General features: G+C 45.6%; 26 protein-coding genes. 21 read left to right on the forward strand and 5 right to left on the reverse strand.

Annotated features, from left to right (window positions below):
• Nucleotides 1-180 precede the first annotated feature (180 nt).
• The gene (locus tag M1M80_RS06925) at nt 181-645 is read right to left on the reverse strand and encodes a DinB family protein (RefSeq protein WP_060398432.1); all 465 of its coding nucleotides are present in this window, start codon (nt 643-645) and stop codon (nt 181-183) included.
• A 224-nt stretch (nt 646-869) separates the two neighbouring features.
• Between M1M80_RS06925 and rapA the strand changes: the two genes are divergently transcribed.
• Together rapA and phrA are read left to right on the forward strand one after the other, a co-directional pair.
• Nucleotides 870-2,006, forward strand: a complete 1,137-nt coding sequence (rapA, locus tag M1M80_RS06930; protein ID WP_080010777.1) for a response regulator aspartate phosphatase RapA — start codon at nt 870-872, stop codon at nt 2,004-2,006.
• Nucleotides 1,996-2,130, forward strand: a complete 135-nt coding sequence (phrA, locus tag M1M80_RS06935) for a phosphatase RapA inhibitor PhrA (protein ID WP_003239143.1) — start codon at nt 1,996-1,998, stop codon at nt 2,128-2,130. The genes rapA and phrA overlap by 11 nt, the downstream gene beginning before the upstream one ends.
• Before the next feature lie 28 nt (nt 2,131-2,158).
• On the opposite strand, the gene M1M80_RS06940 is transcribed toward phrA, so the two are convergent.
• Nucleotides 2,159-2,413, reverse strand: coding sequence for a YciI family protein (locus tag M1M80_RS06940; protein ID WP_060398433.1), 255 nt, complete (start codon nt 2,411-2,413; stop codon nt 2,159-2,161).
• A 122-nt stretch (nt 2,414-2,535) separates the two neighbouring features.
• Between M1M80_RS06940 and M1M80_RS06945 the strand changes: the two genes are divergently transcribed.
• Complete coding sequence (locus M1M80_RS06945) at nt 2,536-3,489, forward strand: N-acetylmuramoyl-L-alanine amidase (RefSeq protein ID WP_060398434.1); 954 nt, start codon at nt 2,536-2,538, stop codon at nt 3,487-3,489.
• 44 nt (nt 3,490-3,533) lie between these two features.
• On the opposite strand, the gene M1M80_RS06950 is transcribed toward M1M80_RS06945, so the two are convergent.
• Nucleotides 3,534-3,911, reverse strand: coding sequence for a PH domain-containing protein (locus M1M80_RS06950; protein WP_003239140.1), 378 nt, complete (start codon nt 3,909-3,911; stop codon nt 3,534-3,536).
• 105 nt (nt 3,912-4,016) lie between these two features.
• Between M1M80_RS06950 and M1M80_RS06955 the strand changes: the two genes are divergently transcribed.
• Complete coding sequence (locus tag M1M80_RS06955) at nt 4,017-4,619, forward strand: poly-gamma-glutamate hydrolase family protein (protein ID WP_003239139.1); 603 nt, start codon at nt 4,017-4,019, stop codon at nt 4,617-4,619.
• A gap of 73 nt (nt 4,620-4,692) precedes the next feature.
• Complete coding sequence (locus M1M80_RS06960) at nt 4,693-5,529, forward strand: manganese catalase (protein ID WP_019258134.1); 837 nt, start codon at nt 4,693-4,695, stop codon at nt 5,527-5,529.
• A 44-nt stretch (nt 5,530-5,573) separates the two neighbouring features.
• On the opposite strand, the gene M1M80_RS06965 is transcribed toward M1M80_RS06960, so the two are convergent.
• The gene (locus tag M1M80_RS06965; RefSeq protein ID WP_003239137.1) at nt 5,574-6,170 is read right to left on the reverse strand and encodes an ImmA/IrrE family metallo-endopeptidase; all 597 of its coding nucleotides are present in this window, start codon (nt 6,168-6,170) and stop codon (nt 5,574-5,576) included.
• 164 nt (nt 6,171-6,334) lie between these two features.
• On the reverse strand, nt 6,335-6,673 hold the full coding sequence (gene xre / locus M1M80_RS06970) for an HTH-type transcriptional regulator Xre (protein ID WP_003239136.1): 339 nt from the start codon (nt 6,671-6,673) through the stop codon (nt 6,335-6,337).
• A gap of 177 nt (nt 6,674-6,850) precedes the next feature.
• On the opposite strand from xre, the gene M1M80_RS06975 reads away from it, so the two are divergent.
• The 16 genes from M1M80_RS06975 to M1M80_RS07050 all read left to right on the forward strand — a co-directional run bounded on the left by M1M80_RS06975 (nt 6,851) and on the right by M1M80_RS07050 (nt 17,184).
• Nucleotides 6,851-7,030: a hypothetical protein gene (locus M1M80_RS06975; RefSeq protein ID WP_003239135.1), complete on the forward strand. Its 180-nt coding sequence runs from the start codon at nt 6,851-6,853 to the stop codon at nt 7,028-7,030.
• On the forward strand, nt 7,017-7,853 hold the full coding sequence (locus M1M80_RS06980) for a hypothetical protein (protein ID WP_060398435.1): 837 nt from the start codon (nt 7,017-7,019) through the stop codon (nt 7,851-7,853). Before M1M80_RS06975 ends, M1M80_RS06980 begins: the two co-directional genes overlap by 14 nt.
• Entirely contained in the window at nt 7,753-8,553 is an 801-nt protein-coding gene (locus tag M1M80_RS06985; protein ID WP_080428994.1) for an ATP-binding protein, read from the forward strand. Before M1M80_RS06980 ends, M1M80_RS06985 begins: the two co-directional genes overlap by 101 nt.
• Entirely contained in the window at nt 8,553-8,720 is a 168-nt protein-coding gene (locus M1M80_RS06990; protein ID WP_019258140.1) for a hypothetical protein, read from the forward strand. Before M1M80_RS06985 ends, M1M80_RS06990 begins: the two co-directional genes overlap by 1 nt.
• 84 nt (nt 8,721-8,804) lie before the next feature.
• Nucleotides 8,805-9,161 (forward strand): hypothetical protein, encoded by a 357-nt coding sequence (locus M1M80_RS06995; RefSeq protein ID WP_019258141.1) that lies wholly within the window; start codon nt 8,805-8,807, stop codon nt 9,159-9,161.
• A complete protein-coding gene (xtrA, locus tag M1M80_RS07000) occupies nt 9,148-9,354 on the forward strand; it encodes a phage-like element PBSX protein XtrA (protein WP_003239129.1) in 207 nt (68 codons plus the stop codon). Before M1M80_RS06995 ends, xtrA begins: the two co-directional genes overlap by 14 nt.
• Nucleotides 9,355-9,468: 114 nt before the next feature.
• A complete protein-coding gene (locus M1M80_RS07005) occupies nt 9,469-9,978 on the forward strand; it encodes a sigma-70 family RNA polymerase sigma factor (RefSeq protein ID WP_003239128.1) in 510 nt (169 codons plus the stop codon).
• Between the two features lie 117 nt (nt 9,979-10,095).
• Nucleotides 10,096-10,893, forward strand: a complete 798-nt coding sequence (gene xtmA / locus M1M80_RS07010; RefSeq protein WP_003239127.1) for a phage terminase small subunit — start codon at nt 10,096-10,098, stop codon at nt 10,891-10,893.
• Nucleotides 10,890-12,191, forward strand: coding sequence for a PBSX family phage terminase large subunit (locus M1M80_RS07015; RefSeq protein ID WP_060398436.1), 1,302 nt, complete (start codon nt 10,890-10,892; stop codon nt 12,189-12,191). The genes xtmA and M1M80_RS07015 overlap by 4 nt, the downstream gene beginning before the upstream one ends.
• Nucleotides 12,192-12,194: 3 nt before the next feature.
• Nucleotides 12,195-13,682, forward strand: a complete 1,488-nt coding sequence (locus tag M1M80_RS07020; RefSeq protein WP_080030851.1) for a phage portal protein — start codon at nt 12,195-12,197, stop codon at nt 13,680-13,682.
• Nucleotides 13,683-13,701: 19 nt separating this feature from the next.
• Nucleotides 13,702-14,529, forward strand: a complete 828-nt coding sequence (locus M1M80_RS07025) for an XkdF-like putative serine protease domain-containing protein (RefSeq protein ID WP_003239124.1) — start codon at nt 13,702-13,704, stop codon at nt 14,527-14,529.
• 25 nt (nt 14,530-14,554) lie between these two features.
• Nucleotides 14,555-15,490 (forward strand): phage major capsid protein, encoded by a 936-nt coding sequence (locus tag M1M80_RS07030; RefSeq protein WP_060398437.1) that lies wholly within the window; start codon nt 14,555-14,557, stop codon nt 15,488-15,490.
• Between the two features lie 21 nt (nt 15,491-15,511).
• Nucleotides 15,512-15,895, forward strand: a complete 384-nt coding sequence (gene yqbG / locus M1M80_RS07035) for a protein YqbG (protein WP_003239123.1) — start codon at nt 15,512-15,514, stop codon at nt 15,893-15,895.
• Nucleotides 15,892-16,248 (forward strand): YqbH/XkdH family protein, encoded by a 357-nt coding sequence (locus tag M1M80_RS07040; RefSeq protein WP_003239122.1) that lies wholly within the window; start codon nt 15,892-15,894, stop codon nt 16,246-16,248. Before yqbG ends, M1M80_RS07040 begins: the two co-directional genes overlap by 4 nt.
• Nucleotides 16,245-16,730, forward strand: coding sequence for an HK97 gp10 family phage protein (locus tag M1M80_RS07045; RefSeq protein WP_003239120.1), 486 nt, complete (start codon nt 16,245-16,247; stop codon nt 16,728-16,730). The genes M1M80_RS07040 and M1M80_RS07045 overlap by 4 nt, the downstream gene beginning before the upstream one ends.
• Nucleotides 16,731-16,743: 13 nt before the next feature.
• Entirely contained in the window at nt 16,744-17,184 is a 441-nt protein-coding gene (locus M1M80_RS07050) for a hypothetical protein (RefSeq protein ID WP_060398438.1), read from the forward strand.

The raw sequence follows: 17,184 nt of genomic DNA on the forward strand, positions 1-17,184 counted from the left end.
ATGATTAGGTCATGTTAATCAATTAAATTTTTTGAATTTTTGTACGTTAGCTGCTTGAAATTTTGGTTTGCTCAATATCTTTATTCATTTGCCCTATAATGAGTGTCTGGACGAGATCCGGAAGTGAGCTGGAGGCACAAAAAAAGATACCCTAAACAGGTATCCTTTTTCTCGTTTCCTTTACATGCGCTGCTGATAGAAAGGAAGCTCCGTATGGCCCATTTCCCGCACATAAACGAACAGGTTGCCTTTATGGTGAATTTCATGCTCCATTGCAAGCTGAAGCAGTGCGCTGCCTGTGATTTTTCTGCCAAAAGTTGCTGTCAGATCAATTTCTCTGTCCAGCTGCTCTTCTGTCAGCTGTTCAAGGATTGCGACCGTTTTTTCTGTATATGTTCTTGCCAGAACATTGAGATCTGTTTCTGTTTCTTCCTGCTTGTTTTGAAATGGTGAGGCATTGCCTTCTTTAATGACATTTGCAAATAAGTGGAAAGACGTAAGAATGTGTTTGACCAGCTCTTCCGCTGACATTGACGTTTCAGCCGGTTTGTAGCCGTAATGGTCTTTGCTGATTTTTTCAGCAAGCTCATTGGTCACGTTTCGATGGGATAAAAAATGGCTGACAATTTGATTGGATTGGCTCAAAATGATCTCCTCCGTAAAAATAAATGGTGCAATGAAATCCTATATCAACGGTTATCAATTCACAAGTAATATGCTGTAGGAAGTGCTATGTGATGCAGTTCTGAAATTATTCATTTTGTTGCGGTTAGCCGAAATTCGACAATTGCGGTCTTTTTGCGTTCTTCTTTTTCTTGTAAATATGATAAAATATGACATATCTCGGGTTACTCAAAAGGGGGGATTAATTGAGGATGAAGCAAACGATTCCGTCCTCTTATGTCGGGCTTAAAATTAATGAATGGTATACCCATATCCGGCAGTTCCACGTCGGTGAGGCCGAAAGGGTCAAGCTCGAAGTAGAAAGAGAAATCGAGGATATGGAAGAAGACCAAGACTTGCTGCTGTATTATTCTTTAATGGAGTTCAGGCATCGTGTCATGCTGGATTACATTAAGCCTTTTGGAGAGGACACTTCGCAGCTAGAGTTTTCAGAATTATTAGAAGACATCGAGGGGAATCAGTACAAGCTGACAGGGCTTCTCGATTATTACTTTAATTTTTTTCGAGGAATGTATGAATTTAAGCAGAAAATGTTTGTCAGCGCCATGATGTATTATAAACGGGCAGAAAAGAATCTTGCCCTCGTCTCGGATGATATTGAGAAGGCCGAGTTTGCATTTAAAATGGCCGAGATTTTTTACAATTTAAAACAAACCTATGTTTCGATGAGCTACGCCGTTCAGGCATTAGAAACGTACCAAATGTATGAAACGTACACCGTCCGCAGAATCCAATGTGAATTCGTTATTGCAGGAAATTATGATGATATGCAGTATCCAGAAAGAGCATTGCCCCACTTAGAACTGGCTTTAGATCTTGCAAAGAAAGAAGGCAATCCCCGCCTGATCAGTTCTGCCCTGTACAATCTCGGAAACTGTTATGAAAAAATGGGTGAGCTGCAAAAGGCAGCCGAATACTTTGAGAAATCCGTTTCTATTTGCAAGTCGGAAAAGTTCGATAATCTTCCGCATTCTATCTACTCTTTAACACAGGTTCTGTATAAACAAAAAAATGATGCCGAAGCGCAAAAAAAGTATCGTGAAGGATTGGAAATCGCCCGTCAATACAGTGATGAATTATTTGTGGAGCTTTTTCAATTTTTACATGCGTTATACGGAAAAAACATTGACACAGAATCAGTCTCACACACCTTTCAATTTCTAGAAGAACATATGCTGTATCCTTATATTGAAGAGCTGGCGCATGATGCTGCCCAATTCTATATAGAAAACGGACAGCCCGAAAAAGCACTTTCATTTTATGAGAAAATGGTGCACGCACAAAAACAAATCCAGAGAGGAGATTGTTTATATGAAATCTAAATGGATGTCAGGTTTGTTGCTCGTTGCGGTCGGGTTTAGCTTTACTCAGGTGATGGTCCATTCAGGAGAAACAGCAGACACAGAGGGCAAAACATTTCATATTGCGGCCCGCAATCAAACATAAAGAGAAAAAAGACCCTCCGGGGTCTTTTTTATTTCAGCTTCCATTCTTTTATGGTCAGCTCAGAAGATCCGCTTGCCACCAGAGGATCTGCATGTCCGATTTCCGCCGCCTCTTCCAGCGAATCTGCTAGGATGACGTAGGCTCCGCCTGTGGCATCGCTGAATGGTCCGAACATTTTTAAGCGCTTTTCTGCCTGTAGACGGTCCAAAAATTCATAGTGTCCGGCTACATGCTCCTGATTGAAATGATCTGTTCTCGTTGTCAGCATTAAATATGTATTCATGACCTACCCCTCCTATTGAACTTCAGTTTAACACAATTATCCATATAGCGGTGACGGATGTTATGAGCTTTTCGTCCTACGAATGCCACCTATTGGTGAAAAAGAAAAAGGAGAGATGATAGGTGAGCGTTCAAGTGAAGAAAAATTTGGTTTCTGAAGCGAAATACGCGCTGAAGTGCCCTAATGCGATGTCCGCTGAATACATTACCATTCACAACACGGCAAACGATGCGTCAGCGGCTAATGAAATCAGCTATATGATTGGGAATACCAGCTCGACAAGCTTTCATTTTGCAGTGGATGATAAGGAGGTGATTCAAGGTCTGCCGCTTAACCGAAACGCCTGGCATACTGGTGACGGCACAAACGGTACAGGAAACCGCAAATCAATCGGCGTTGAGATTTGCTACAGCAAATCGGGAGGTCCAAAGTACGAGGCGGCCGAAGCCTTGGCGATTTCATTTGTCGCGCAGCTTTTGAAAGAGCGCGGCTGGGGAATCGATCGGGTGAGAAAGCATCAGGACTGGAGCGGAAAGTACTGCCCGCACCGCATTTTATCAGAGGGACGCTGGGATCAAGTGAAGGCGGCAATTGAAAAGGAATTAAACGGAGGCGTATCAGCGAAAAAGGCTTCAGTCTCTTCTTCGGCGTCTGAATACCATGTGAAAAAAGGCGACACACTGTCGGGTATTGCCGCATCACACGGTGTCAGTGTGAAAACGCTGCAAAGCATAAATCATATCACTGACCCGAATCACATCAAAGTCGGACAGGTAATAAAACTGCCTCAGACGGCATCTGCTTCTAAAAGCCATGCCGCGTCTTCCTATCCGCTCCCATCCGGAGTGATCAAAGTGACAAGCCCGCTGACGAAAGGGACAAATGTAAAGCAGGTGCAGAACGCTTTAGCTGCCCTTTATTTTTATCCTGATAAAGGAGCGAAAAATCACGGCATTGATGGCGTTTATGGCCCGAAAACAGCAAATGCCGTGAAACGTTTTCAGTCTGTCAGCGGAATAACGGCAGATGGGATTTACGGTCCGAAAACAAAAGTGAAAATCGAGGAAAAGCTGTAATCAATAAAACGGAAGCTGCCCAGCTTCCGTTTTCATCTTACATATTACATACAAACTGCAGCAAGCACTTTTTGAATATCATAAATGCTTTCATCTTTTTTAAACTGCTTTGAGACAGCGGGAAGTTCCGCGCCGGAAATCCAAATTTTCAGCTCTGAATCAAGGTCAAAGCGGCCGGCGGTTTCCACACTGAATCTGGAAATGCTTTTGTACGGAATCGATTGAAATTCCGTTTTCTTGCCTGTGATGCCCTGCTTATCTACAAGAATAAGCCGCTTCTCAGTAAAGACAATTAAATCGCGAACCAGCTTAAACGCGGCATCAACATTCTCACCCTCCAGTAAAATATGAGCCACCTCTTCTTTCGCCGCAGCCGTTGACAGTGTTGACGCATTGCCAAGTAATCCATCAATAAATCCCATGATATACCTCCTGATACGTATTCTATCAAATCATACTATAAAAAGGTTTTCATTCATAGATGAGTAGAGTACACTGGTGCTGACTGGTAAAGGAGAGCGTTCAAAATGAAAGATATGTATGACAGCTTTGCAGCCCTTTCTGCTTCTGAATCAGAGTACCGGATTATTTATGAAGAAAAAAACGGAAGTGAACATATCGTCCTCGGTCCTCACGGCGGCAGAATTGAACCTGGCGTCAGTGAGCTGGTGCGGGCATTTTCCGAACAATGTTCCATTTATTTGTTTGAAGGTGTAAAGAAGCGAAACAACCGTTCCTTGCACCTGACAAGCACTCGTTTTGACGAGCCGCTGGCTTTAGAAAAAGTGAACGCCCACCATTATGCATTAGCATTTCATGGGTATCATGATCCAAAAACACCGCATACATTGGTCGGAGGCGCGGATCGTAAAAAAGCCAAGCTCATTTGTGAGCGGCTGATTGAAGCGGGCTTCAGTGCCGAGCTCACGAGTGAGAAAGACCGGCTGGCAGGTGTGCATCCGAAAAATATTGTCAATCGGACGAAAAGGGAAATGGGACTGCAATTGGAAGTAAGTACGGCACAGCGAAAAGCATTGTTCCGCAATTTTGGCTGCCGTGATGAAAGTTACACACAAAACGATTTGTTTTGTCGATATGTGGAAGCTGTTAAGCTTGGTTTTTATGATTGAATGAAACGGACCTGCACGATCGGCCTATTCCTTCATACGCTGGGGTTGTGCGATAGTGCAGGGAGGAATGAATATGTTTTATCATATTAAAGAGCTTCAATATCAGGCAAAGCCAGCTCATCCCGATCCGGTTTATGCGAAAAAACTTCAAGAGGTGCTGGGCGGCCAATTTGGCGAGATCAGTGTCATGATGCAATATTTGTTTCAGGGGTTTAACTGCAGGGCGGACGCCAAGTATAAAGATTTGTTATGTGATGTGGGAACGGAAGAGATCGGGCACGTGGAAATGCTGGCTACGATGATTTCCAGGCTTCTGGATAATGCACCCGCTGATGTACAGGAGGATGCTTATAAAAGCAATCCCGCTATTGCAGCAGTAATGTCAGGGATGAATCCTCAGCACGCTATTGTGTCCGGCTTGGGTGCGATGGCATCAGATAGTGAGGGCTATCCGTGGAATGCAAAATACATTATATCGAGCGGAAATCTGTTGGCTGATTTTCGCGCAAACTTAAATGCGGAAGCCCAAGGGCGCCTTCAGGTGACACGGCTTTATGCCATGACTGATGATCCCGGGGTAAGAGATATGCTGTCATTTTTGATTGCAAGGGATACTTATCATCAAAATATGTGGTATGCAGCCATTAAAGAGCTGGAAGAAAGAGAACGCGATATTGTCGTTCCAACGACGTTCCCGCGTGAGCTCGAAAAGCGGGAAGTGGCCTATGACCTGTTTAACTTTTCCAGAGGGGATGAGAGCTCACAAGGAAGATGGGCTCATGGCGAAGCCTTTGACGGCCGGGGTGAGTTCAGGTATATCCCGGCTCCGATTGCGTTCGCATCTGCGCCTCATCTTAAACCGGCGCCAATGTGGCTGCAGAATACCATGCCTCCGATGTCGAAATATTAATATCTATGCCGGGCTGAGGGCAAATGTCCCCAGCCCGTTTTTGATCAGCTGTATTTGCCGATTTGATATAACGCTTTTTCTTCAGCGACCTGCAAGTGCTGCTGATCGACTTCCTCGTACGCATTTGGCCGCTTATGTGATAATAAGTAAGCGAGCCGCTTCTGAAATTGAATACCTGCTTTACGCCGTTCAAACATTTCAAGCCTTTTTTCAGCAAATTCCTTTGTTACCCGGAATACCGTCGCGATTGTGGCAAGCGCCTGGCTTCTCCATTGCGGCAGTTCCATCTGCAACAGCATAAAGGTTGGCACACAGAAGTGGTACATAAATTGATTCGCTTGAAATTCCTGCAGTTCCCTGAAGAGCTTGTTCATCTGAAAATGGTTGCCTGCATGCTTTAACACGTGGCACAGTTCATGGCCAAAATCTTCCCATTGCTCTTCCCGTGATTTTTTTTGGTTCAATACGATACTGTACATGCCGTCGTATTTGACCATCATGCTTCCCATATCCTCAAAATGAACCCAAATATCCAGGTCCTGTGCGATTTTCAGCATGTCAATGTGATGGGGAGAGGTGATGCCCAGCCGGCTGTATAAATTTTTAACGTATTCCTCCAAATGTGATAAGTAATCGCCCAATTGAATACTCCCTTTCGAACGTGTGTTCTGTTTTTAGTGAGAAAGAAAAGCCCGTATAGGACTGGAAAGTGTGTTGAAATCTTTCCCTTTTCTTTAAAAAATAAACACTTTTTTCTTTATATCGGTCTATTTTTTATATGTTTTAGAGAACAGAGAAATGTTTATTAATTTTTCGGTTTGCGGTTCTTCTCTTTTTCTTTTAAATAGTTGATAAATTCGATGGCCTGCTGTTTGCTTTCTGGGGAAAAATCCTGCATATCACGGTATGCAAGCTGCAAGTCCGGATCTGAGAACATATCGTCCTCGGATTTTTTGTCTTTCCCTGTTAATAAGTAATCAGTCGTTACTTGAAAGTATTCAGCCAGCTTTTGGAGTGTGTCGTAATCAGGTTCGCTTCGCCCGTTTTCATAGTGGGAATATCGTGCCCGTGACACACCGATGTGAGATGCGATTTCTTCCTGTGTCCTTTTCCCTCTGAGACTCTTCAATCTGCTGCCTATCATACTATGACCTCTCTTTTTTAAACTCCCTAAGTTACTTATGATTATAGATACAATATGTATCAAAATAAAGTTATGATAAAAAAAGTATCAAAAATAACTTGATGATACAGATTGTATCGTTTATACTTGGTAACAGTTGATACGAAATGTATCAAAAAAGATTAGGAGAGTGATTACATGTATCCGATCCAAATTGTTTTTAGTAAAAATCCCATAGATCAGCGCCATCTCGGACAATCCGGCGGCACCATCTCGTTTACGGCATGCGGCCTTCCGGTGTTCCACTTTGAAACGCAAGAACAGTTTCTAACATACATGAAGTTAAAAGGAGAAGCGGCATACAATGAAAGTCGATAAAAGCTATCCTTTTCCTACCTATTCAGGATTATTGAATTCAGAACATTATGACAAAATCGGTCCGGCGCTATGGCTGTTTCTCTGGTTCATCAGCTCTACAACAAAAGAAATTGAAAAAGACGGAGTAAGCTGGGGAATCGTGCTCGGCCATAAGCCATTAAAAGCGAGAGAAATGGCGGCTGTATTCGGTGTGAGTGAAAAAACCGTCAGAAGATGGCTGGAGCTTCTCGAAACTCATGAGTACATAAAGGCTGTCCGTGCGCCATACGGACTGATGATTTCAGTAAAGCATTCCAAAAAATTCAGCTTCAGATCGGACAAAACTGCACACCAGAGCATAAAGGAACGGCCATTTTCGCCGCAGGCACCGGACACAGACGTCCGTTCAGATAAAGATAAAACAAACACATATACTGCTGCTGATGATGCAGTGGATCACATTGCGAAGCGTTTTACACAATTACGGTCGGCTCAAGAAGGACGCACCGTGTATCCTTCCTCAAGAGATTATCAAGCCATCGCCCGTATTGTCGCCATCGGCGTTCCTGTGACGCAAACAATCAAATGGCTTGAGGAATGCTTTCAAGCCTTTGAAAACCGCCGAACCGCCGCTTCAGAAACAATCAAGGCCTTTCGCTACTGCTCGAAATTCATTGAAGACCGATTTTTCGCGCAGCAGGCCAAAAAGAATGCCGCAATTCAACATGAGAGGATGAAAAAAAATGACAAAACGAACAATCGAGCAAATTTTGGACGAGCTGAGAAAAGGGAGACGTCCATTACTGGCGGACAAACCGGCCGAATCAGACGCAAGCCGGTATGATTGCCCGCGATGCAAGGATCAGGGAGGCTATCTCATCCGCCAGAACGGCCTGGAAGTCTGGACGATGTGCAGCTGTATGGCAGAACGAAAAGTGAAGCGGCTGCTCGGTGCTAGTGAGATTACCCCCGCCTTCAGACAGCTGGGCTTCAAAGAATTCTGCATTGAGGGAAAACCGCAGGCCATAAAAGACGCGTTTGAATGCGCAAAAGAGTATGTGGCGGATTATGAACAAATCAAGGACGCCCGGAAAAACAGCATCGGCCTTTTAGGACAGCCCGGATCGGGGAAAACGCACCTTTTGACCGCTGCTGCCAATGAATTGATGAGAACACGCCATGTGCCGGTCATTTATTTTCCATTCGTGGAAGGCTTTACTGATCTTAAAAATGACTTTGATCTTTTGGAAGCGAAGCTGAACCGGATGAAGCAGGCAGATGTGCTGTTCATAGATGACCTGTTTAAACCGGTTAACGGCAAACCCCGCGCCACAGATTGGCAATTAGAGCAAATGTATTCGGTACTCAACTACCGCTACTTAAATCATAAACCGATTTTGCTTTCGAGCGAGCTGACGATTGAAACACTTGTACGGGTCGATGAAGCGCTCGGCACGAGAATCTACGAAATGTGCAGTGACTATTTAGTGATTATCAAAGGAGCAGCCTACGAGCTGAACCATAGATTGGAGGGCGTCAGATAATGTGCAAGCTTTGTCAGACGAAGAAAGTCATTGTGGAACATACCGGGATTGGAGCTGTTTTTCATCCATGTCCGAACTGCCGATCCGGCACTGACTTAACGCCGGTCATTCAAAAGCTGGAGCAAATGCTGACAGCGGGAAAAGCGAGGCTGAATGTCCGTGATTAAACAGCTGACAGCTTTAATTGCTTTGCTGTTTCGGGCAAAGCGAACAGAAAAAAACATTGAACAATGGTATAAGGATGACGGGAAGTGAAAGTAATGGCAAAAAAACAAGCAAAGAAAAGCCCTGCGCCGTGGCATGCTGTCCCGTGCGGGGATACGAAGCCGATCTATATTTATTCAGCATACAGTGAAGAAGAAAAAGAAAGATTCCCATATTCAAACGGCCGGCTGATCGCCGCTGTATTCGACCTCAGCTCTTATTCGCAAAAAAGCAATGCCGCTTTGATGGCGGCTGCGCCTGAACTGCTGGAAGCGTCTAAAGCAGCTCTTGATTTTCTGAAAGGGAATTCTGTTCATTCTAAGGAGCGCATCATTCAGGGATTAGAAAAGGCCAAAAAAAGCGCTGAATCAGAAAGGGAGGAAAAGAAACATGATCAGTCCTAAAAAACTGCTGCATATCAATTCCATCACGCTGGAAAGCCAGCTGGAGGACGGAAAAATCCGCGTGATTATTGTGGATGGCATCAAGCAGGAAGCATGGATCACAGAAGCGCCGGAGCACGGAAAAACGCTCGTCGAAACGAGAAAGGGAGACCTTGCCCGCGTGGAATTTGAGATCGGCTACAAATTAAATTAAAGCGAAAACAGAATACGTCCAAGACGGAAAGCCTGCGGACACTGATCAACTGCACAGCATTTGTGCGTTGATTGGTGTCCGTTTTTTATTGCCGAAAATGAGGAGGATCATAGAATGCAAGACTTACTATTCGAATATAAACGCACGCTAAAACAAACAAAAACACAATATAAACCGCTCGCTGAAGCAGATGAATCCATGCTCTCAGCTGAAGAGATGAAGGATAAAAAAATCATCAGAAATATCATCACGGATCTTGAATATGTAACAGAATGGCTTGAAAAAGGAAGACAACCCGGCATCAGACGGGCGATTGACCGTCGTGATGCCTACCAGCGGCTGATGATCAAGGATCCGAGAATTATCGAATCATTTTCCAGCACGATGATGGTCGAGCCGGACGGACAGGTATCAGAAGAAGACAGAGAGAGAATCCGAGAAGCGTTAGCCTTGTTAACAGACAGAGAAAAAGAAATGTTTTTATTGCATAAGGTAGAATGCTTTTCTTATGAACGGATCGCTGATCTTCTCGGCGTGAAAAAATCGACTGTGCAAACAACTATCAAACGGGCAATCGTAAAAATGCAAAGGCAGCAGGAGGAAATGAATCGATCGCTTGCCTGAAAGCTTGTCATACGTTTGCCACCTATAAGTGAATAGAGCATGACACATAAGCGGCTGGCAAGATCAGCCGCTTTTATGAATAGACATCCATGCTGGAGGTGGCGGTGATGCCGTAGCATGAAAACACAACAGCGCGAACAAGCATTAGCAATCTATCAACAACATCAGGGAAACATCACAAATCGGGCGATTGCGGATATAATCGGCGTTTCTGCGAAAACAATCGGCATCTGGAAAAAACAAGACAAATGGAAACAGGCCTTGTTTTCTGAAACCAGAAACGAACAAAAACAGCGCCGTATAGACAATGATGAATTAAATGAACGCCAGCGGCTGTTTTGCCTGTATTATGTCAAAAGCTTCAATGCCACACAGTCAGCAATCAAAGCGGGCTATTCTCCGGACAGCGCCCATGTGACGGGCAGCCGGCTGTTAAAGAATGAAAAGGTCGCTGCTGAAATCAGACGCATTAAAAAAGAAATGGTCAATGAAATGTTTATTGAAGCGATGGATGTGCTGCAGGTTTATATCAAGATCGCGTTTGCGGATATTACGGACTATGTGACCTTCGGAAAAAAAGAGGTCCAGGCTGTCGGGAAATCGGGGCCGCTGTTTGATGAAGATGATAATCCGATTATGAAGGAAATCAGCTTTGTCGATGTCAAAGATTCCGGGCTCGTTGACGGCACCATTGTGACGGAAGCGAAGCTCGGCAAAGAAGGCATCGCCATCAAGCTGGCCGATAAAATGAAGGCGCTCGAGAAGCTGTCCTTATATTTCGATTTGTTTCCGGATCAATTTAAACAAAAAATTGAAAACGAGAAATTAAAGCTTGCCAAACAAAAAGCGGAGAAAACAGATGACAGCCAGGAGCCGATTGAAATCATGATCAAACGAAAAGAGGACAAGCCATGATTGTAAAAGAAATCAACCCTCATTTCGAAGATTACGTATTCAATTGGGAGCAGACGTACCAGTTTCTCGTAGGCGGCTACGGCTCATCCAAAAGCTATCATACCGCATTGAAAATCGTGTTAAAGCTGCTGAAGGAAAAACGGACGGCTCTTGTTATCCGCGAGGTGTTCGATACCCATCGGGATTCGACCTTCGCCTTGTTTCAAGAGGTGATTGAAGAGCTCGGCCTTACAAAGGCTGTGGCAGCCCTTTCTTCCCCGCTGCAGCTGCGTTTTCAAAACGGCAGCCGGATCATGTTCAAAGGTATGGATAATCCGGCAAAATTAAAATCGGTTCATAACATTTCATTAATATGGATTGAAGAATGCTCAGAGGTGAAGTATGAAGGCTTTAAGGAATTAATCGGCCGACTTCGCCACCCCGAGCTGAAGCTTCATATGATCTGCACCACCAATCCCGTCGGCACCTCCAATTGGACGTACCGGCATTTTTTTCGGGATGAACGCAATAAACGGTTTGTGCTGGATGACAGCGAGCTGTACGAAAAGCGGACGATTGTCAAGGGAGATACGTATTATCATCATTCCACAGCAAACGACAATCTCTTTCTCCCGAAAAGCTATGTGAATCAGCTTGACGGACTCAAGGCGTATGATCCTGACCTGTACCGGATTGCCCGCAAAGGCCGATTCGGCGTCAACGGGATCAGGGTCCTGCCGCAGTTTGAGGTGCTTCCGCATGACCAAGTAAAAGAACGTATCGCAGCCATCAGCAAGCCGATTTTTCGCACAGGCATGGATTTTGGGTTCGAGGAATCCTATAATGCCGTCGTCCGGCTCGCTGTCGATCCTGAGAAAAAATACCTCTACATTTATTGGGAGTATTATCAAAACAAAATGACAGATGACAGGACGGCTGAGGAGCTGCGTGAGTTTATTGACACACAGGAATTGATCAAAGCCGACTCCGCTGAGCCTAAAAGCATTCAATATTTCCGCCAGCAGGGCTTTCGGATGGTCGGAGCCAGAAAGTTTCCCGGCTCCAGGCTTCAATATACCAAAAAGGTGAAACGATTCAAAAAGATCTTCTGTTCGGACCGCTGTGAAAATGTCATCTATGAGCTCAAGTCGCTAACGTATGCTAAAGATAAAAACGGCGCGCTGATAGAGGATGAATTCACGATTGACCCGCATACGCTTTCTGCCATTTGGTATGCGCTTGATGATTATGAGGTTGCTGATATGAAAGAGACAGCAAACAAACGTATCCGGCCGAACCGGGAAAGGAGGAGGTCATAAATGATGCACAATCAAACAGTCAGAGCAACTGTATTCAAAGCCAATTCCGCCGCTCCTCAGACAAAGCAAATCTATGAAGATGACTTTTCTGAGCTGTACGGAGAGGATATTATCGCACCGCCCTACAATATCATCGAGCTCAAAACCATTGCTGAATACTCGACCATTCTTCAGCAATGCATAGATGCGTACAGAGTTAATATTACAGGTTTTGGCTTTGATGTTGAGTATACGTTTGATGTTAACGCCACTGACGTTGATCAGGCGAAAAAGAAAAGGGCGGAAAAAGACTGGGCCAGACTTGAAGCCTTTTATAAATGTCTTCATTTTGACGAATCAGCCGAAATGATTTTAGGCTATGCCATCGAAGACAGAGAAAAAACAGGCAACGGCTTTATGGAAGTGCTTCGGGACGGGATGGGAAAACCGGCTGGCATCGAATATTTAGATGTGAAAAATATGCGTGTATGCGGAGCCGGCGAGCCTGTTGAAGTATCTTTTATGTATGAAGAAAACGGAAAAGTGAAGAGAATCAAAAGGCAAAAACGTTTCCGAAAATATGTGCAGATGATCAATGGAAAAAAAGTATTTTTTAAAGAATACGGTGATCCGAGAAAAATGGACATGCGCACGGGTGAATATGTGAGCACATTGGCAGAGAAATATCAAGCGAATGAAGCCATTCACCTCAAAATCGGAAGCGGCGTATACGGCGTGCCTCGCTGGGTAGGGAATATCGTCAATCTATACGGAGCGCGAAAAGCGGAAGAACTCAATTTTATGTATTTTAAGCAGGGCCGTCACGTCCCCGCTGCGATTACAGTTGAAAACGGGATGCTGTCGGAAGCTTCTTATCGGGAGCTGCAAGAGTACATGAATGATCTTGAAGGCGTGGAAAACGCCCATAAATTTCTCCTGATTGAAGCGGAAGGAATCGCAAAAGAGAAGGATCTTCATGGGGGCGAGGATATTACGCCGGTTTCCGTGGAAATCAAGTCCTTGGCGGAAATTCTCCAGAACGACGCCTTGTTTCTTGAGTACGATGAAAAAAGCAGAAATAAGCTGCGCTCGGCGTTCCGCCTCCCGCCTCTGTATACAGGCGAGGCGCAGGAATACAACCGGGCGACAGCTGATACCGCTAGAAAAATTACGGAGGAGCAGGTCTTTCAGCCGGAGCGAAAAACGCTCGTGAATAAACTGAACACGCTGCTTTTGCCGGAGCTGAATATCCATGACGTCAGGCTGACATTAAAAGGACCGGACTTTCGTGATCCGCTTGAGATTGCGAAAGTGCTCGGTCCTTTTATTACAGCCGGTGCGGTCTCGCCGAATGATTTACGCGATCTTGCAGGGCGGGTGCTTGGCAAAACGCTGGAGGAGTGGCCTGAGGAAATCTATAAACGGCCTGCAGGACAGGATGCGGAAAAGGCAAACCTGGCTGCGCTCATGCAGGAGCTGAAAGAAAGCATCGAAGCGATCAAAACGTCCTGAAGGGAGGTGAATCAAGCAGGTGGCGCGGGAATTAAGAAATGCCAAAATCAGCTTTGTCAGTTATGTAGACAAGGCGGCTAATCAGACAGAATTTTTCTTTACGAAGTCAGACGGACCTCCGTCATTTGAAAAAAAGGTTCGGCTGTTTACAAAAAGTGAGCAGGATGAACAAAAGCTCGTGTACGGAATCGTGTATGAGCCTGATGTTCCTGATGCCCACGGCGATTATATGACCGCTGAGGAAATTGAAAAAGCGGCGCACGGCTTTCTCGCGGAGGCAAGGGAGATTGATATCAATCACAGCTTTGAGGGCGGAACCGGCGTCGTGGTCGAGTCATATGTGGCGCCCGATGATTTTATGATCGGGTCAAAACGGATTACAAAGGGGTCGTGGGTGCTTGTGACAAGAGCGTCTGACGAGGTGTGGGAGCAGATCAAGGCTGGAATCATCACCGGCTACAGCATGGCGGGCACTGCTGATGTGTATGAAGAAGAACCGGTTGAAAAAGCGGGATTCTTCAGTGTATTCAAGCAGATGCTGACTGACAAAACAGGGAAGGAGACTGAAGAAATGAGAAAAGAAGACATGAAAGAATCATTCGAGCATGCGCTTTACCCTCTGCTCAAACGGCTTGAGCGGATTGAAAAAAACACAGACACGGAGGAAAAGCCGGAGCAGACGGGTGATGACGAGCGTCTGAAAAAGCTCGTTGAGGACATGCTTGCCCCGCTGATCGAACGAATCGAAGCTTTGGAAAAAGCGCGAGGCGCGTCTAAGCAGACAGCGGACGATGCGGGCAACAATACAGAGCAAGTCAAAAAATCAATCTGGAGCGGACTGCTGTAAAACCAGTCAAAGAGGAGGAAATCAATTGAGAAATCAAGAGATCATTCGGAAAGCGGAAATGTCGCTTTCTGCTTTAAAAAGCGGCGGACTTATGAACCCTGCGCAAGCATCGGCTTTTATCCGCATGGTGCAAAACACGCCGACCATTTTCAGTGAATCCCGCGTGATTCAAATGGAAAACGACTCGCAAAAATTTGAGAAAATCGGCTTCGGCCAGCGTATTCTGCGGGCTGCACAAGAAGGAAAAGCACTGTCAAATGACGAGCTGACAGTTCCAACGACAAGCACTGTCCAGCTGAACACGAAGGAAGTCATTGCGGAAATCAACATTACGTATGACACACTCGAAAACAATATTGAAAAAGACGGCCTTCAGCAGACGATCATGCAGATTTTAGCAGAGCGTGCAGCCGTTGATATTGAGGAGCTAATTGTAAACGGTGATACAGCATCAGATGATCCGTATCTGGCGCAGCTGGACGGCATCCGCAAACAAGCGGTGTCCCACATCGTTGACATGAACGGTGAAGAACTGTCCAGAGCGACATTCAAGAAAGGCTTAAAGGCTGTTCCGCCGAAATATTTGCGCATCCCTCAGGAATTCAGATTTTATACGTCGCACGGCTTAGAAGTTGAATGGAAGGACCGCGTGGCAGACCGCCAGACAAACCTTGGGGACCAGGCTGTTCAGGGCGGCTTGTCAACAGCATTCGGCGTACCGGTCAAAGGGGTATCCAATATTCAGCCGTACACAGTCGGAGAGGGAGACGCGCAATATGACGCTTCCGATATCATTCTCACACATCCGAAAAATATCATTCTCGGTTTCTCCCGCAATATCCGAATTGAAGTCGACAAAGACATTCGCTCCCGTAAATTCATTATTGTCTTAACGGCCAAGCTGGACAGCAAGTTCGAGGAAGAGGATGCCTGCGCTAAATTAATTAACGTAAAAGAATAATAGAAACGGGGTGGTCAGCTCATGCTCATTGAACCGACTGACGTAGCCTCCTATTCGGTCTATGATCGAGTAAAAAACAGACCGGAAGAACTGCTGGCGCAGGATATCATCGAGGCGGAAGCGGAAGCGGCTCTCATCACGGGCCACCGCTTTGAAGACAGCGTTTATGACCCGCTGCCCGACAAGGCGAAATTGGCTTTGCTGAAGTTAGCCCAGTATTTTGCGCTTGTGAACAGCGATGAATCAGCCTCATCAAGCTATCAGTCTGAAAAAATGGGGGATTATTCCTACACGGTTTCCGGAGAAGGCGGCATTCAGCGGCCAGTGGTGTATCATTTGCTCGAAGAGTTTATTACGCCGGGCTACGTCCCTGAGTCCTCCAGACTGAAGGTGAGGTCCTTATGAGCTATCAGCGGATGCTCATCCATCGCTGCGACATTTATCATGAAGCAGCTCAAGCGCCGTCTGCAGGCCGATTTGGGATTCCGGCGGACAAGCTGCAGCCGGTGACTTCATATCCGGATACACCCGATGAACAAGATGTCCCTTGCTATTTTACTGAAAAAACGCAGCAGCTGATCCAGGAGGAGCCTGATCAAACTGTATATCACAGCTTTCTCGTCCATTTTCCGTTGTCAGCGGACATCCGCGTGAACGATAAAATCATTTGGGAGAATCATAAATATATACTAAAGCTGCCGAAAAGGATCAGGCATCATCATTGGGAAGTCATCGCGGTCAGGGATGAAAGCCTATGAAAATAGCGGGGCTGAAACAGCTAAACACGTCATTAAAAAAGGCGGCATCAGGCGGATTTTCGCGTCAGGCGTCCCAGTGGCTTGAAGAGTGCGGGCAAGATTTTCTGGAGATCGTCCAATCTGAACTCATCAGCACACAAACGATTGATACAGAAAAACTGCTCAGTTCCTTTGAGAAAGGCGCAGAGGACAATCTCTGGATTGTGCAAAGCGGCGGGCTTTCGCTTGTGGTGGGTACACAGCTTGATCACGCCTCATTTCTTAATGACGGCCATTGGACTTCAAAAGAAGACGTGAGATGGGTGCCGGGGCATTTCCAAGGCTCGCGGTTTATTTATGATCCCGCGGCTTCAACGGGAATGGCGCTCAAGAGAAAATGGATCCCGGGCACGAGCTACTGGGATCATGCACTTCTTTTATATGAACAGCTGTTTGAAAAATCGCTGGAAAACAAATTGCGCCAGTGGCTGAAGAAGCTATAAAGGAGGGAACAGGATGAACAGCGAAACAGGATCGATCATGGCATTTTTGTACAGCCGGTGGTCTGTTCCCATTTATGAACGTGAGCTGCCTGATCAGTTTCAGGTGCCGTCGTTATACGTCCCATCGCCATCTGTTTTCGAGGAAACAGATACGGTCTCCACATTTAAAAAAACCTATAGTCTCAATGTGAAGCTGTTTCATGTTGACTCCGTTCAGGCGCTTGATGAAGCGGACAGGCTAGCGGATGCCGTCAGAGAAGTGAGAAGTATGGTTCCGCTGCTGAGTGAATCAGGTGAGAAAACGGGGGATATGGTCCGCATCACCCGAATTGAGACAAGGGTAGGAGACAGGGGCGAGGCGGTCATGGTGATCAGGTGGAGCAGCCGGTATTATTATCACAAAACAGAACATCCTGTCTTACAGGATATCGACATGAACAGCGGGGTGAAATAA

Source organism: Bacillus inaquosorum (genome assembly GCF_023238325.1).
In the GTDB taxonomy this organism is placed as follows: Bacteria; Bacillota; Bacilli; order Bacillales; family Bacillaceae; genus Bacillus; species Bacillus inaquosorum.

Coding starts and splice junctions, on each gene's coding strand:
- M1M80_RS06955 (WP_003239139.1), top strand. CDS start 4,017: ATGAAAGATATGTATGACAGCTTTGCAGCCCTTTCTGCTTCTGAATCA.
- yqbG (WP_003239123.1), top strand. CDS start 15,512: ATGCTCATTGAACCGACTGACGTAGCCTCCTATTCGGTCTATGATCGA.
- M1M80_RS06940 (WP_060398433.1), bottom strand. CDS start 2,413: ATGAATACATATTTAATGCTGACAACGAGAACAGATCATTTCAATCAG.
- M1M80_RS07040 (WP_003239122.1), top strand. CDS start 15,892: ATGAGCTATCAGCGGATGCTCATCCATCGCTGCGACATTTATCATGAA.
- M1M80_RS06980 (WP_060398435.1), top strand. CDS start 7,017: ATGAAAGTCGATAAAAGCTATCCTTTTCCTACCTATTCAGGATTATTG.
- M1M80_RS07015 (WP_060398436.1), top strand. CDS start 10,890: ATGATTGTAAAAGAAATCAACCCTCATTTCGAAGATTACGTATTCAAT.
- phrA (WP_003239143.1), top strand. CDS start 1,996: ATGAAATCTAAATGGATGTCAGGTTTGTTGCTCGTTGCGGTCGGGTTT.
- xtrA (WP_003239129.1), top strand. CDS start 9,148: ATGATCAGTCCTAAAAAACTGCTGCATATCAATTCCATCACGCTGGAA.
- M1M80_RS06975 (WP_003239135.1), top strand. CDS start 6,851: ATGTATCCGATCCAAATTGTTTTTAGTAAAAATCCCATAGATCAGCGC.
- M1M80_RS06985 (WP_080428994.1), top strand. CDS start 7,753: ATGACAAAACGAACAATCGAGCAAATTTTGGACGAGCTGAGAAAAGGG.
- xtmA (WP_003239127.1), top strand. CDS start 10,096: ATGAAAACACAACAGCGCGAACAAGCATTAGCAATCTATCAACAACAT.
- M1M80_RS06960 (WP_019258134.1), top strand. CDS start 4,693: ATGTTTTATCATATTAAAGAGCTTCAATATCAGGCAAAGCCAGCTCAT.
- M1M80_RS07045 (WP_003239120.1), top strand. CDS start 16,245: ATGAAAATAGCGGGGCTGAAACAGCTAAACACGTCATTAAAAAAGGCG.
- M1M80_RS06990 (WP_019258140.1), top strand. CDS start 8,553: ATGTGCAAGCTTTGTCAGACGAAGAAAGTCATTGTGGAACATACCGGG.
- M1M80_RS06950 (WP_003239140.1), bottom strand. CDS start 3,911: ATGGGATTTATTGATGGATTACTTGGCAATGCGTCAACACTGTCAACG.
- M1M80_RS07050 (WP_060398438.1), top strand. CDS start 16,744: ATGAACAGCGAAACAGGATCGATCATGGCATTTTTGTACAGCCGGTGG.
- M1M80_RS07005 (WP_003239128.1), top strand. CDS start 9,469: ATGCAAGACTTACTATTCGAATATAAACGCACGCTAAAACAAACAAAA.
- xre (WP_003239136.1), bottom strand. CDS start 6,673: ATGATAGGCAGCAGATTGAAGAGTCTCAGAGGGAAAAGGACACAGGAA.
- M1M80_RS07020 (WP_080030851.1), top strand. CDS start 12,195: ATGCACAATCAAACAGTCAGAGCAACTGTATTCAAAGCCAATTCCGCC.